This window comes from Janthinobacterium sp. BJB401 (assembly GCF_013372745.1).
GTDB lineage: Bacteria > Pseudomonadota > Gammaproteobacteria > Burkholderiales > Burkholderiaceae_D > Janthinobacterium > Janthinobacterium rivuli.
The window spans coordinates 1-14996 of record NZ_JABXFH010000079.1; the positions used below are offsets into that span (position 1 = coordinate 1).

Sequence of the window (14996 nt, forward strand, 5' to 3'; positions counted from 1 at the left end):
ACAGGTCGGCGTTCATGCAGTGCATGTTGCCGAAGTCCGCGTGCGGATGCACGCGGGGCGGGTTGATATGGGGCTTATTGACTATGGCAGATTGTGATACACAACCTATTTAATGGCGATGTGGCGGGGGCACTTCCACCCCAAGGAGAGATGTTAAACTGTCGCGCAGTCGACTTGCCACATGAAGCCTGAGATGGCTGTTACCTTTTATGTATGCGAGTAAATGCTTCTCGTATCGGCACCAAGTAGTTTGGGAAACCCGAGGCCTCTAACGAATCATTGTCATTAATTGCCAGGCTCACTTGATCGCCAACTCTTTCTATGTCCCACGCTTTATGGCTAACTTCGCCGGTTCGCTTGATCTCATGCACGTGCAACATCTCCCCAAGTATTTCAGCCTGCGCAATTGGAGTTAAGAGGCCCGGGTCCTTTCGTACCCATGACTCCGATACAAATATTAGTGACTCAGCGCGCAAGTAGAGAATTCGTTCTGCCAAGTCGCGCCAGAAAATAAATTTATCTACTTGGTCAAATGGTGTGAAGGCGAGATGCTGAAGGATAGTCCCATTCTCCGAAAAAACGAAAACCATTGCCAAATGGTTACCGAAATGCAGAAATGTTCGTTCGGCCATCTCTGCATAAACTTCGAAATTTGGTCGAGTTCTATCAACATCCTTAAGCCAAATAGGTGGAGTAATCGTACGGTCAATCTCAACACGATGGGTCAGCTTCGAATACGATGCTTTGTCACTGAATTTGACGTAACTCACTCTACGTTGGTGTACCTCCCCCTCTCCTATACTTTCAGCTGTCGGAATGGTTGTGGAAAGTATAATTCCTAGATATTCTGCGAGGTCAGCACAGGCCTGACGGTAACGACTGTACACATAAATCATGCTTTGGAGTAATTCATAATTTGGCAGAGTATTGGCTACCCATCGACGCTCGATCTTGACAGCTGCGGCTGCACTCACACCGTGTGGAAGCTCTGCCTCGGCCAGGCGCATCAATTTTTTGATGCCGCCACTAAGTAGCTCGGAACGACCGATCTCAATCGATGCATCGTTCTCGGTGAAATACGAGTACACCAGCGCAACAGACAGCGAGCTGAACAACTCCAGATCGCCCTCTTTTTCGATGTAGTTCCGAGATTCCTTTGCCCAAAGCATGACCTCGTCGCCAGACCAATACTTCCCAATCGCCGATGACAGCCATTTTTCGTAATCAGGAATATTCGCCTTATCTTTTGCGATTAGAAAAGTCACAGTGCGGATAATTGTGAGGAACTGGTTTACATTACGGCGGAACAAATCGGGTTCGAAATAAGTCTCTCCACAATTCGTAAGTGCATGCGCGGCATCACTCAGCCGACGCTCCCATCTTTGCATTATATGATCCCCAAAAAACGATAGTTGAACTGCTATTCAGTTGCAGCGTCTGGCTGGTAGTATTCATCACCATGTGACTCTAACTCATCTGATAACTAATGTCAGTGGAAGATCGCATTGAAACATCTTAGTTTTTTTCATGTGACGCAGCAGCGATTCTCGTATCAACGTTCGATCCGGTTCACTCAAGCTCAGCAGCGGCCGCTCCGGGTACTTGTACATCTGTGCTCTTTTTGATAAGCGGTCTTGCCGGCCAAATTGATGCACATGCGCCACGCGCGCCACCCAGCCAAAGAAGCCGACCTCGATCTGGTCGCCGGTCGCTTTTACTTTCAGATGCTTGGCAGTGCGAATCTTGGCGAACATCGCCGCTTTCTGCCCTTGATCCGCCTATTCTTCCCCTTCAATTCATTGCGCCGCTTGCGCGCTGGATATGTGGCGTCATCCGGCCCCTGCTGTGCCTTGCTGCGCTGCGCCTGGCTACGGCGCAGTCGATGGCCACCTTGTGATTGATGGCGCGTCGCTGGGCCGGCTGCAGCTTGGCCAGCAGTGCGCCGGGCCGGGTTTCCAGCGTGTGGAGGTTGTCGCTCAAGGCGTGGCCTCTGGCGTGCGCCATTCAGCCAGCAGGGTCTCGCCGTCATACAACTTCCAGAACCCGGCCATACGCACCAAGGAAATATCGATACCGTGCGCGCCACCGTACCGCGCCGCCCCAGTCCTCACATCGATAAAAAAGCTTGACCTTCCAAGTGTGTCAGGTCGGATAAAGGTCATGGGAGTTGTTTCAGCTCAACAAAACCATGTCGACTCCAGTCGCGAAAGGCACAATGATGAAAGTCACACCAATAACCCTGATCACCGCGGTGCTGGGTACCGCGCTTGCCGTCAGCGGATGCAAGCAGACGGCATCGCCTGCCGCTGCGGCCAAGCCGCCCGGCGTTCCCGTTGCCGAAGTGGTCGTTCGCCAGGCAACACCCTACATCGAGTTCAACGGCTCGCTGACCGCCGTCAAGCGGGTTGAACTGCGCCCGCAGGTGGCCGGCTACCTGCAGGACGTGAGCGTGCCGGAAGGCCGCTTTGTCGAGAAGGGCAGCAAGCTCTTTGTGATCGATCCGCGCGTGTTCCAGGCGGCGGTGCATGCCGCCACGGCGCGCCTGCGCGAGGCCGAGGCGGCGTCGATGCTGGCGCAGGCCGAGCATGCACGGGCCGAACAGCTGTTCGCCACGAAGATCGTCGCGCGCGACCGTCTCGACGTGGCGACGGCGGCGCTGCATGCGGGCAAGGCACAGGTCGACGCCGCCAGGGCCGCGCTCGACGCCGCGCAGCTGGAGCTCGGTTTCACGCGCGTCACGGCGCCGATCAGCGGACGTGTCGGCCAAGTCCTCGTCACCGAGGGCAACTATGTCGCCAGCGGCGTGACGCCCCTGACGACGATCGTTTCCGTCGATCCCCTGCACGTCTATTTCGATGTTGATGAACGCACCTATTTGCGCTCGCTCGCCGCCGGCCGTGCCAGCGCCACCGCGCGTGGGGCGCAGGCGGCCAAGGTCATGGTGGCGCTGGCCACGGACAAGACATATGTACGTCCCGGCCGTGTCGATTTCCTGGCCAACGCCGCTGACCGCGGGACGGGTACGGTGCGCGTCCGCGCCGTCGTCGACAACCCCGATGGCAAACTGACGCCCGGCCTGTTTGCCAAGGTCAGGCTGGAGACGGGGGCGCAGCAAGCCAGGGTGCTCGTTTCCGATCAATCGATAGGCACGGACCAGGGGCGCCGCTATGTGCTGGTGGTCGGCAAAGGCGACAAGACCGAGTTCCGGCCCGTCGAGCTTGGCCCGATGGTCGATGGTTTGCGCGTGATCGAGCAGGGGCTGCAGCCGGGCGAGCGCATCGTCGTCAAGGGCCTCGTGCGCCCGGGCATGCAGGTGACGCCGCAGCCGGCCGGCATTGACGGCACGCCCATCGCCGTGCCGAAAACATCGGGAGCCGCGTAATGTCCTTCCCACGTTTTTTCATCGACCGCCCGATCTTTGCCATCGTCCTTTCGGTCCTGATGGTGCTCGCCGGCATCGTTGCTTTTTTCCAGATGCCGCTCAGCGAATATCCTGCCGTGACGCCGCCGACCGTCCAGGTCAGCGCCGCCTATCCTGGCGCCAATCCCAAGGTGATCGCCGAAACGGTGGCGGCGCCGCTCGAGCAGGCCATCACCGGGGTCGAGGGCATGCAGTACATGTCGTCGCAATCGGCAACCGACGGCCGCATGACCCTGACCGTCACTTTCGCGCAGGGAACGAATGCCGACATGGCGCAGATCCAGGTGCAGAACCGGGTCTCGCGCGCACTGCCGCGTTTGCCTGAAGAAGTGCAGCGCCAGGGCGTCGTCACGCAAAAAACCTCGCCGGACATCCTGATGGTGGTGCACCTGCTGTCGCCCGACAAACGCTACGATCCCCTGTACATATCAAACTACGCCTACCTGCAGGTGCGCGACGAGCTGTCCCGCATCCCCGGCATCAGCGACGTCCTCGTCTGGGGCGCGGGCGAATACAGCATGCGGCTGTGGCTCGACCCGAACCTGATCGCCGCACGCGGCCTGACGGCCGGCGAGGTGATTGCCGCCGTGCGCGAACAGAACGTGCAGGTGGCAGCCGGTTCCGTCGGCCAGTCGCCCGATTCCAGCGCCGCCTTCCAGGTGACGGTCAACACGCTCGGACGCTTGACCGACGAGGAACAGTTCGGCGACATCATCATCCGCACGGGCGCCGAAGGCCAGGTGACGCGTTTGCGCGACGTGGCCCGCATCGAGATGGGCGCCGACGCGTATGCGTTGCGCAGCCTGCTCGACGGCGAGCCCGCCGTCGCTCTGCAAATCATTCAAAGCCCCGGCGCCAATGCGCTCGACGTTGCGCAGGCGGTACGCGACACCATGCAGCGGCTGGAGGAAAATTTCCCGGCCGGACTGAGCTCGCGCATTGCCTATGACCCGACGGTCTTTGTGCGTGCCTCGCTGGAGTCGGTGGCAACGACCTTGCTGGAGGCGATCATTCTCGTCGTCATCGTGGTGGTGCTGTTCCTGCGCAACTGGCGTGCCTCGCTGATCCCCCTCATGGCGGTGCCGGTGTCGCTGATCGGCACCTTCGCCGTCATGCACCTGATGGGTTTTTCGCTCAATACCCTGTCCCTGTTTGGCCTGGTGCTGTCGATCGGCATCGTCGTTGATGACGCCATCGTGGTGGTCGAGAACGTCGAACGCCATATCGAACATGGCGAGGAACCCAGGCAAGCGGCAAGGCGCGCCATGGACGAGGTCACTGGTCCCATCATCGCGATCACCTCGGTGCTCGCCGCCGTGTTCATTCCGACCGCCTTCCTGAGCGGCCTGCAGGGCGAGTTCTACCGCCAGTTCGCGCTGACGATCGCCATCTCGACCATATTGTCGGCCGTCAATTCGCTCACGCTCAGTCCGGCGCTTGCCGGTATTCTGCTCAAGCCACGCAAGGTCAAGGCCGGGGCCGAGGCCGAGGCCGTGCATGATCCGCGCAGCCTGCGTGGGCGCGCCGAGCGCCTGTTGCAGATGCTGGGCCGGCCGTTCCAGCGCGCGCCGGATGCGTATGGCAACACGGTGCGCAAAGTCGTCAGGATCAGCGGCGTGGCCTTGCTCGTGTACGGCGGCCTGCTCGCGCTGACCTTCTTCGGCTTCAAGGCCGTGCCACCGGGCTTTGTGCCGATGCAGGACAAATACTATCTGGTCGCGATTGCGCAGTTGCCCAACTCGTCATCGCTGGACCGGACCGACGCGGTCGCCAAGCAGATGTCGAAGATTGCGCTGGCCGAGCCTGGCGTTGAAAGCGTCGTTGCCTTCCCCGGCTTGTCGATCAACGGCTTCGTCAACGTGCCGAACGCGGCCGTCATGTTCGTCATGCTCGACCCGTTCAAGGCCCGAACGACGCCCGATCTCACGGCGAGCGCGATCGCCGCGCGCCTGCAGGCGAAATTCGCCGGCATTCCCGACGGTTTCCTGGGCGTGTTCCCGCCGCCGCCGGGCCCCGGCCTTGGCGCGACCGGCGGCTTCAAGATGCTGGTCGAGGACCGCGGCAGCGCCGGGCTCGATGCCCTGGTGCAGCAGACGCATATCCTGATGACCAAGGCAAGCGAGTCGGGACAGGTGGCCGGCCTCATGACCAGCCTGGACGTCAATGCCCCGCAGCTCGAGGTCGCCATCGACCGTACCCAGGTCAAGAGCCAGGGCGTGCGCCTGGCCGACGTGTTCGAGTCGCTGCAGATCTACCTCGGTTCCCTCTACGTCAACGACTTCAACCGCTTTGGCCGGACCTACAAGGTGACGGCCCAGGCCGATGCGGAGCATCGCATGCAGGCCGAGGCCATCGGCCGCTTGCAGGTACGCAATGCGGCCGGCGACATGCTGCCCTTGTCATCGTTTGTCACCGTCACGCCAAGTTCCGGCCCGGACCGCGTGGTTCACTACAATGGCTATCCCTCGGCCGACATCTCGGGCGGCGCGATGCCAGGCGTCAGTTCGGGGCAGGCCGTGGCGGTCATGGAACGCATTGCCAAAGAGGTGCTGCCTGAAGGCATGAGCTTTGAGTGGACCGACCTTACCTACCAGCAAAAGCTGGCCGGCGATTCGGCGCTGTTCATCTTCCCGCTGTGCGTGCTGCTCGCCTATCTCATTCTTGCCGCGCAGTACAACAGCTGGTTGCTGCCGCTGGCCGTCCTGCTGATCGTGCCGATGTGCTTGCTGAGTGCGATCATCGGCGTGTGGCTGGCGGGAGGCGACAACAACATCTTCGTGCAAATCGGACTCATCGTGCTGGTCGGATTGGCGGCCAAGAACGCCATTCTCATTGTCGAGTTCGCACGTAGCCAGGAAATGGAAGGGGCCAGCGCGCTCGACGCCGTCATCGAGGCTTGCCGGTTGCGGCTGCGGCCCATCCTGATGACCTCGCTTGCCTTCATCGCCGGCGTCGTGCCGCTGGTGTTCGCCAGTGGCGCCGGCTCCGAGATGCGCCAGGCCATGGGCATCGCGGTGTTCGCCGGCATGCTGGGCGTGACGCTGTTCGGCTTGTTCCTCACGCCCGTGTTTTATGTGGTGATGCGCGCCCTGGCGGCCCGCTTCGAGCGCCACACGCCAACTCCCCAGACCAGCATGAACAGGAGCACGACATGAATCGCCCGTATCAAACAATTGTAGTTTCATTGAGTGGGCTCACCTTGCTGGCTGGCTGCGCGGTCGGCCCCGATTATGCGCCGCCGTTGCCGCCGCCGCTGTCCGCATCGCAGTTTTCCGGCAGCTTGGGTCAGAGCCACGCCGGTCTCGTGCCGGGGGCGGTCGAGGTGGAGTGGTGGCGCAGCTTCGACGACCCGGTGCTGGTCACCCTGATCCAGCGGGCGCTGGCGGCGAACCATGACGTCGGCATCGCTGCCGCCCGGCTCGCGCAGGCAAAAGCCCTGCTGCGCGAAGACAGGCAGGGCTTCCTGCCGCAGGGTGGCGCCGCGCTCGGTTACGAGAAGCGCCGCTTGAGCAAGGCCGAGACGCTGCCCGGCCAGCCGCGTCAGAGCGAAAGCTATCGCGGCGCCGTCGATGCTTCCTGGGAGATCGACCTGTTCGGCCGTGTGCGGCGCTCCGTGGAGGCGGGCCAGGCGCAGGCGGGCTCGCGCGAAGCCTTGCTGCGCGGCGTGCAGGCGGGCGTGGCCGCCGCGGTGGCGGCTACCTGGTTCGAGCTGGGCGGCATCGAGGCTGAACTCGCTGTCGTTGCCAGCATCGTGCAAAGCCAGCGCGACAGCCTGGCGCTGGTCGAGCGCATGCTGAGCGCAGGCTCTGCCAGCGAGTTCGACCGCCTTCGCGCCGAGGCCTTGCTGCGCTCGGTGGAGGTGGCCGCGCCCGAACTGGAGCGCCGCCGCGCGGCCTGCGTCAACGCGCTGGCGGTCCTGCTTGGTGAAGTGCCGCAGACGTTCAACCTTCCCGCCGCCCCGCCGGCAAGTGACGCGCTGACGGTGCGGGCGATTGCCGTGGGCGACCCTGCCGGGCTGCTCGCGCGGCGCGCCGATATTGCGGCGGCCGAGCGCAACCTGGCTGCCGCGACGGCCCGCATCGGGGTGGAGACGGCTGGCCTGTATCCCGAGGTCCAGGTAACGGGTTCCATCGGACTGGTTGCGGGCAGCCTCGATGCCATGGGCGACGCTGGCATGCAGTCGAGCTTGCTTGGCCCCGTGATTCGCTGGAATCTGCTCGATACGGGGCGCGTGCGCGCCCGCATCGCCGCCAGCGAGGCGCGCACCCGGGAGGCCCTGCTTGTCTATGACCAGACCGTTCTGCGCGCACTGCAGGAAACGGATGATGCCTTCAAAGCCCATGGCACCGCAGGCAGCACGCTTGGGCTGCGGCTGATGGAGGCGGCGGCAAATCGCGAGGCTGCGCATCTTGCCAGGCTACAGTTTTCCGCAGGCGCAGGCCTCTACCTGGAGGTGCTCGAAGCGGAGCGCGCCGACTTTGCCAGCCGGCGTGCGCTGGCCGTCGCGCGCACCAACCAGCGGCTTGCCGTTGTCAGCATCTATAAGGCGCTGGGTGGCGGCTGGGAGATTTGCGCGCAGGCAAGCTACGACTGTGATGGCGCCGGGTCGCTTCCGCGGACGACGCAACTCGCCGGCAGGCCGTGACCTGACTGCGTCCGAGCAGCATGCCGGGCCAGCCCTGTTGATACACGGCGGCCCGGGTCTTGCGCCTTTTGCTTGACCATCCCTGCGTTGTAAGCCAAATACTCCATATCAATCGCAATACGCGGGAAATTGATCTGGAGAACGCCAATGCAACAATTTATACCTGATCCGAAAAGATGGGCTGCTCTGGCCTTGCTGTGCGCCGCGCAGTTCATCGTGATCCTCGATACGTCCATCATCGGTGTGGCACTGCCCGCCATGCAGCGGGACCTCGGCTTCAGCGCCAGCGGGCTGAGCTGGATCTTCAATGCCTATGTCATCACCTTTGGCGGCCTGCTGCTGCTGGGAGGGCGGCTGGGCGACCTGCTTGGCGCCCGCCGCATTTTTACGGGCGGATTTGCCATACTGACCGCCGCTTCGCTGCTGGCCGGGCTGGCACACAGCCAGGAAATGCTGCTTGCCGGCCGTGCACTGCAGGGAGTGGGCGCCGCATTGATCGCGCCGTCCGCACTGACGATCATCATGCGCCTTTTCGGGCATGACGGCGCGGAACTGGGCAAGGCATTCGGCTTCTGGGGGGCGGCCGCTGCCGCAGGCGGCTCAGCCGGCGTGTTTCTGGGCGGCGTCATTACCGAATGGATGGCGTGGCAGTGGACTTTCCTGATTAACGTGCCGCTCGGCCTGCTCGTGCTGGCCCTGATTCCAGCCGTGCTCCGCAAGTCTGCGCGCAGCAGCGGGGCCATCGACTGGTTTGGCGCGATCAGCGTGACTGGCGCGCTGGTCAGCCTGGTGTATGCCATCGTCACCATCGAATCTGCCGGGTCTGGCTCTGTGCCGGTTTTGCCGATGTCGGCCGGACTGTTCGCCGTCTTCCTGATCAGCCAGTTCGTGCGACGCGAACCGCTGCTTCCCTTGGGCATCTTCAAGGCGCGGAACTTGGCAGCAGGCAATGTTGTGATGGCGCTGCTTGGCGCCGCCTGGATCCCGCTCTGGTTCTTCCTGAACCTGTATCTGCAGCAAATTCTTGGTCTGTCGGCGCTCGCCAGCGGCTTGGCCCTCCTGCCCATGACCATGACGATCATGGTCGTGATGGTGGGATTTTCCGGCAAGCTGATAGGACGGTTTGGCGTCAAGTCCAACCTTGTGCTTGGCTTGTTCCTGATGGCTGGCGCACTGCTCATGTTTGCGAACCTTCCGCTGAACGGCTCCTATGTGACGCACGTTCTCCCGGCCTCCATGCTGGCCGCCCTGGGGATGGCCCTGGCGTATATTCCGACGACGATGACAGGCATGGCCGGCGCCAGGCCTGAGGAAACAGGCCTCGCATCAGGCCTGATCAATACGAGCTACCAGATCGGCTCTGCCATCGGTCTCGCCATCATGGTTGTGCTCTCGACCTCCGGCATTGGCCACGGCACCGGGCACACCGCCGAAGGCATGCTGGCGGGTTTCCAGGCGGCATTCCTGGGAGCTGGTGTCGCCGCCGGCCTGGCCGCGTTCGCGGCACTGGTCTTCGTTGGATCTGCTGGTCCGCAACGCGAGGTGGCCGCGGGCTAGCGCGGCTTCAGCGAACGCACATGCACGGCATGCATCATCGGCCGTGCATTTCATCGCCCGTTTCCGCCATCCTGTCCCCGGATTTCCGTCTCCTGTCGCTGTAGTCAACCTGGCAATACGGGTTTGGCCTATGATTTGCTGGCACGTGCACGTGTGACGTTTCCCTTCATCCATCAACCATGAGGTGTCCATGATTCGCTATGTCCTGCCTGTCCTGTTGTTCGCCGGCGCACTGCCGGCGCACGCCCAAGCCCCCGTCAAAGAAGCGCCGCTGATCGAGCGGGCCAAGCTGTTCGGCAATCCCAGCAAGTCCGGTGGCAAGCTCAGTCCTGACGGGCGGTGGCTGTCGTGGATCGCGCCGCGCGATGGCGTGCTCAATGTGTGGGTGGCGCCGGCCAATGATCTGGCGCAGGCGCGTCCGCTGACGGACGAAAAGGTGCGGCCCATCCGCAGCAGCTTCTGGTCGCCCGATTCGACAACCCTGCTGTTCATCCAGGACAAGGGCGGCGATGAAAACTTCCTGCTGTACGGCGTGAACGTGGCGAGCGGCAAGCAGATCAATTACACGCCGTTCGAGAAGATGCGCGTGCGGATCGTGCAAATCAGCAGCAAGGTGAAGGACCGCATCCTCGTCGGCATCAACAACCGCGATGCGCGCTGGCACGACGTGCACAGCCTGGACCTGGCCAGCGGCAAGCTGACCCTGGTGCAGCAGAACGATGGCTATGGCGGCTATGTCGCCGATGAGCTGCTCAACTTGCGCATCGCCAGCAAGGCGCGCACCGATGGCGGCATGCAGTATTTCCGCCTGAGCGATGGCAAGGTCGAGAGCACGCCGCTGGCTGAAGTCGGCCTGGAAGATGCGCAGACGACGTCGCCGCTGGGCTTTACGGTCGACGGCAAGACCCTGTACTGGACCGATTCGCGCGGCCGCAATACTTCGGCGCTGCTGGCGCAGGACGTGGCCAGCGGCAAGACCACGGTGGTGGCGCAAGACCCGCGCACGGATATCGCCGATGCGCTGTACGACATGCGCACTGGCAAGGTGCAAGCCTATACCGTCAATTACCTGCAGCAGGAATATCTGCCGCTGACGGACGAGCTGAAAGCCGACCTGGCTTTCCTGAAGAAAAATACGAAGGGCCAGTTCACGGTGACGTCGCGCACGGATGCCGACGACAAGTGGCTGGTGGCAGTCGACGCCGTCACGGCGCCGCCATCGAGCTGGCTGTACGAGCGCAAGACCAAAAAGCTCACGCGTTTATATGTGACGCGTCCGGAACTGGAAGGCGCGCCGCTGGTGCCCATGCATGCGCAGCAAATCAAGGCGCGCGACGGCCTGACCCTGGTGTCGTATCTGACCTTGCCGCAGGCGTCGAAGGCGACGGCCGGCGGCAAGGCCACGCAGGCCGTGCCGATGGTGCTGCTGGTGCACGGCGGCCCGTGGGCGCGCGACACCTATGGCTACAATGGTTATCACCAGTGGCTGGCCAACCGCGGCTACGCCGTGCTGTCCGTGAACTTCCGCGGCTCGACGGGCTTCGGCAAGCAGTTTATCTCGGCCGGCGACCTGCAGTGGGGCCGCAAGATGCATGACGACTTGCTCGACGCCGTGCAATGGGCGGTGCAGAGCGGCGTGACCACGGCCGACAAGGTGGCCATCATGGGCGGCTCGTATGGCGGCTACGCCACCCTGGCCGGCATGGCGTTTACGCCGACGACGTTTGCCTGCGGCGTCGATATCGTCGGCCCGTCGAACCTGTTTACCTTGCTGCAAACCATCCCGCCGTACTGGGAAGCGGGCAAGCAGCAGTTCTACAAGCGCATGGGCGACCCGACCACGGAAGAGGGCAAGGCGCTGCTCAAGGAACGTTCGCCGCTGAACTTTGCGCAGAACATCCAGCGCCCGCTGCTGATCGGCCAGGGCGCGAACGACCCGAGAGTCAACGTGGCTGAATCGGACCAGATCGTGGCGGCCATGGCGGCGAAGAATATTCCCGTCACGTATGTGCTGTTCCCGGACGAGGGCCATGGCTTTGCCCGGCCCGTGAACAACATCGCCTTCAATGCGGTGACGGAAAACTTTCTGGGACAATGCCTGTCTGGCCGCGCCGAGCCGATCGGCGCCACCCTGAAGGCGTCCACCGCGCAGGTCAAGCACGGCGCCGAGTTTGCGCCGGGGTTGAAGGAAGCGCTGCAGTAAAGGTGCTGTACAAGCGGGGCCGCCCATGCGCGGCCCCGCTTGCCATACAAAATCCCGCATACCGATGACGAGGCCGGGCATGTTGGGCGGGTGGCTAGCGACATGACAGCCTCCCGAGCCCCCGGCCACACGTAGAATCCACCGTCCACCCTGTCCGTTCGAAACGGCAGCGGCTCCCGAAACGATAGGCGCGCGCCGCGCGCATCCGCTAATTCACGTCGTGTGTTGGCGGCGTCGTCACATATCTCACACAGCAGGGGAAAGCAGGCTTGCCTGTGCCGAGCGGGGGGCGCTTTACCCTTCAGTGCCGCGCAAATAGCGCGCCACGGCATCGCTGCCAGCCATACGCTCCGCTCGGAAGCAGTGCTTGAAACAGTGTTATTTTTTCAAAACACTTGTCAAATGAGACATAAATGAGACAGTTTTTAATGGAATTTGATTTTTCTTAAAGACAGTGGCCTTTAGCAATACCTTATCGTTGCTTTTTGTATCACTTATAGTAGGATGCATTGATTAAAAGCAAGTCTCATAATCCTGGTAAACCTTTTCTGCGTGCTGACTGGCGGCTGAGAAATCGGTGTGAATGTTTGTCAAGGTGTGCGGCTGTTCGGGCAAGGTTCAGTCTTAAAAAATGTATGAAGGAAGACAAATGTTTCTAAATTTCACGAAATTTGGATGGCTATCCACGCCTGTCCGGGGTGTCGATGGCTGCATTGCCGGAGCCCATGGCGCGCCGCCTGCCCAAGGTCTGGCGCCGTCAATGCTGATGTACCTGGCGGGAACTTTGCTATTTGTCTTGCTGTCCCTTTTTTCCAGCCAGGCTTCCGCCGCCAGCACCTGCCCGAGCCCGCGCGCCGTCAGCGTCGTCGCGGGGGGAGAGTATTACGAGGATTACACCAATGCGCCTTGTTCCCAGTTCGGCCTGACGGGAACCCTGGTGGCGCCGCTGTATGGCACGCTGGAAGATTCGAATGCCACGAATGCCGTGCGCTACCGGAATACCAATTTCAGCGCGACTTCGGACACGTTTACCGTCAGGGATGATGTGGGGCAACCCATCGTCTACAACGTCACGATCACCTCGGCCATCGTGGTGGCGCCGGCCACCGTGCCAAATGCCACGGTGGCCCAGGCATACCCCACGACAACGTTTACATCGACGGGTGGCGCGGCGCCGTACACCTATGTCATCAGCGCTGGCGCCTTGCCGGCTGGCATGAGCTTGAGTGCTGGCGGTGTGCTGTCGGGTACGCCGACAGCGGGCGGCACCTTCAACTTCACCGTGCGCGCCACCGACTCGCTGGCCATCAATGGCACGCGTCCTTATACGCTGACGGTCTCCGCGCCCACCATCGCCATCCTGCCGACGACCCTGCCTGCAATGACATCCGGTCTCGCCTACAGCCAGACGATAGCTGCCAGCGGCGGCACCGGCACGTACACCTATGCCAGAACGGCCGGCAGCCTGCCCGCAGGCTTGACCCTGGCATCGAACGGCACCCTGTCCGGCACGCCCACGGCGGCCGGAGCCTACAGTTTTACCGTCACCGCGACCGACAGCAGTACCGGCGCCGGCCCCTATTCGGGCGCGCGCGCCTATTCCGGCACGGTAGCGCCCGGTGCGCCGACGGCCGGCGCCGCCAGCGCCACGGTGGCTTACGGCAGCAGCGCCAACCCGATCACCCTGAACCTGAGCGGCGGTGCGGCGACGTCGGTGGCCATCAGCTCCAGCGCCTTGCATGGCACGGCGACGGCCAGCGGCACCAGCATTACCTATACGCCGACGGCAGGCTACGGCGGGCCGGACAGCTTTACCTACACGGCCAGCAACGGCATCGGCACCTCGGCGCCGGCCACCGTGACGATCACGGTTGCCAGCCCCACCATCGTCCTTGCACCGAGCACCGTGCCGGCGGCAACCGTCGCGCTAGCCTACAGCCAGACTGTGACCGCCGCGAACGGCACGGGTCCCTACACTTACGCCATCAGCGCCGGCTCCCTGCCGGCCGGACTCAGCCTGAATACAGCTACCGGTACGCTGTCTGGTACGCCAACGGCCGGCGGCGTGTTTAACTTTACCGTGCGCGCCACGGACAGTTCGTCGGGCAGCGGCCCGTATTCCGGTGCGCGCGCCTACTCGCTGACGGTGTCGGCGCCATCGGTCACTGTGGCGCCGTCAACCTTGCCGGTGATGACGGCAGGTCTCGCCTACAGCCAGAGCATTACGGCCGCCGGCGGCACGGCGCCGCATAGCTATGTCATCACTGCCGGCAGCCTGCCGGCGGGCTTGAGCCTGGCGGCGGACGGTACCTTGTCCGGCACGCCTGCGGTCGCCGGGGCCTACAGTTTTACCGTCACCGCGACCGACAGCAGTGGCGGCGCTGGACCCTATACGGGGGCGCGTGCGTATTCCGGCACGGTGGCTGCTGGTGCGCCCGTTGCCGCTAATGTCAGCGCCACGGTGGCGTACGGCAGCAGCGCCAACCCGATCACCCTGAACCTGAGCGGCGGCGCGGCAACCTCGGTGGCCGTGGCGTCCGCCGCCAGCCATGGCACGGCGACATCCAGCGGCACCAGCATTACCTATACGCCGACGGCCGGCTACGGCGGACCGGACAGCTTTAGCTACACGGCCAGCAACGGCGTGGGTACCTCGGCGCCGGCCACTGTGACGATCACGGTCAGCGGACCCACCATCACGATTACGCCAAGCACCGTGCCCGCGGCAACTGTGGGGACGGCCTATAGCGAGAACGTGACTGCCGCGAACGGCGCCGCGCCCTACACCTATGCGATCAGCGCCGGTTCCCTGCCAGCCGGGCTCAGCCTGAATACGTCCACAGGTTTGCTCTCGGGCACGCCGACGGCGGCAGGCACGTTCAATTTCACCGTGCGCGCCGAGGACAGTTCGACGGGCAGCGGCCCGTATACCGGCGCGCGTGCTTATTCGCTGACGGTGGCGGCACCGGCGATCGGCATCGCGCCGGCGACCCTGCCGGCCATGACGGCAGGCGTCGTTTTCAGCCAGGCCATCACCGCCACGGGCGGCACGCCAGCCTATAACTATGCCGTTACCGCCGGCAGCCTGCCCACCGGCTTGACCCTGGCGGCGGACGGCACCCTGTCCGGCACGCCGGCGGCAGCGGGCGCTTACAGCGTCACCATTACCA

Annotated in this window: 9 protein-coding genes; 6 read left to right on the forward strand and 3 right to left on the reverse strand. The window is 63.0% G+C overall.

The features are described from left to right. Window positions 1-200: 200 nt before the first annotated feature. The 3 genes from HWE17_RS27380 to HWE17_RS28555 all read right to left on the reverse strand — a co-directional run bounded on the left by HWE17_RS27380 (window position 201) and on the right by HWE17_RS28555 (window position 1980). Window positions 201-1388, reverse strand: coding sequence for a hypothetical protein (locus HWE17_RS27380; protein ID WP_176390958.1), 1188 nt, complete (start codon window positions 1386-1388; stop codon window positions 201-203). A gap of 84 nt (window positions 1389-1472) precedes the next feature. After that, window positions 1473-1754: a phage virion morphogenesis protein gene (locus tag HWE17_RS28550; protein ID WP_217916914.1), complete on the reverse strand. Its 282-nt coding sequence runs from the start codon at window positions 1752-1754 to the stop codon at window positions 1473-1475. A 37-nt stretch (window positions 1755-1791) separates the two neighbouring features. Further along, the gene (locus tag HWE17_RS28555; RefSeq protein ID WP_217916915.1) at window positions 1792-1980 is read right to left on the reverse strand and encodes a hypothetical protein; all 189 of its coding nucleotides are present in this window, start codon (window positions 1978-1980) and stop codon (window positions 1792-1794) included. A gap of 235 nt (window positions 1981-2215) precedes the next feature. On the opposite strand from HWE17_RS28555, the gene HWE17_RS27390 reads away from it, so the two are divergent. The 6 genes from HWE17_RS27390 to HWE17_RS27415 form a co-directional block, all read left to right on the forward strand. Further along, complete coding sequence (locus HWE17_RS27390; protein WP_303625507.1) at window positions 2216-3382, forward strand: efflux RND transporter periplasmic adaptor subunit; 1167 nt, start codon at window positions 2216-2218, stop codon at window positions 3380-3382. Then, a complete protein-coding gene (locus HWE17_RS27395; protein ID WP_176390959.1) occupies window positions 3382-6576 on the forward strand; it encodes an efflux RND transporter permease subunit in 3195 nt (1064 codons plus the stop codon). Before HWE17_RS27390 ends, HWE17_RS27395 begins: the two co-directional genes overlap by 1 nt. Then, entirely contained in the window at window positions 6573-8066 is a 1494-nt protein-coding gene (locus HWE17_RS27400) for an efflux transporter outer membrane subunit (RefSeq protein ID WP_176390960.1), read from the forward strand. Before HWE17_RS27395 ends, HWE17_RS27400 begins: the two co-directional genes overlap by 4 nt. Window positions 8067-8213: 147 nt before the next feature. Beyond that, window positions 8214-9623, forward strand: a complete 1410-nt coding sequence (locus HWE17_RS27405) for an MFS transporter (protein WP_176390961.1) — start codon at window positions 8214-8216, stop codon at window positions 9621-9623. Between the two features lie 190 nt (window positions 9624-9813). After that, the gene (locus HWE17_RS27410; protein ID WP_176390962.1) at window positions 9814-11826 is read left to right on the forward strand and encodes a S9 family peptidase; all 2013 of its coding nucleotides are present in this window, start codon (window positions 9814-9816) and stop codon (window positions 11824-11826) included. Between the two features lie 760 nt (window positions 11827-12586). Beyond that, the coding region (locus tag HWE17_RS27415; RefSeq protein WP_176390963.1) for an S-layer family protein at window positions 12587-14996 on the forward strand (2410 nt) is incomplete at its 3' end.

Bases quoted from the DNA above. Each gene is read 5' to 3' on its own strand.
- HWE17_RS27405 (WP_176390961.1), top strand. From the start codon at position 8,214: ATGCAACAATTTATACCTGATCCGAAAAGATGGGCTGCTCTGGCCTTG.
- HWE17_RS28550 (WP_217916914.1), bottom strand. From the start codon at position 1,754: ATGTTCGCCAAGATTCGCACTGCCAAGCATCTGAAAGTAAAAGCGACC.
- HWE17_RS27395 (WP_176390959.1), top strand. From the start codon at position 3,382: ATGTCCTTCCCACGTTTTTTCATCGACCGCCCGATCTTTGCCATCGTC.
- HWE17_RS27390 (WP_303625507.1), top strand. From the start codon at position 2,216: ATGATGAAAGTCACACCAATAACCCTGATCACCGCGGTGCTGGGTACC.
- HWE17_RS27410 (WP_176390962.1), top strand. From the start codon at position 9,814: ATGATTCGCTATGTCCTGCCTGTCCTGTTGTTCGCCGGCGCACTGCCG.
- HWE17_RS27400 (WP_176390960.1), top strand. From the start codon at position 6,573: ATGAATCGCCCGTATCAAACAATTGTAGTTTCATTGAGTGGGCTCACC.
- HWE17_RS27380 (WP_176390958.1), bottom strand. From the start codon at position 1,388: ATGCAAAGATGGGAGCGTCGGCTGAGTGATGCCGCGCATGCACTTACG.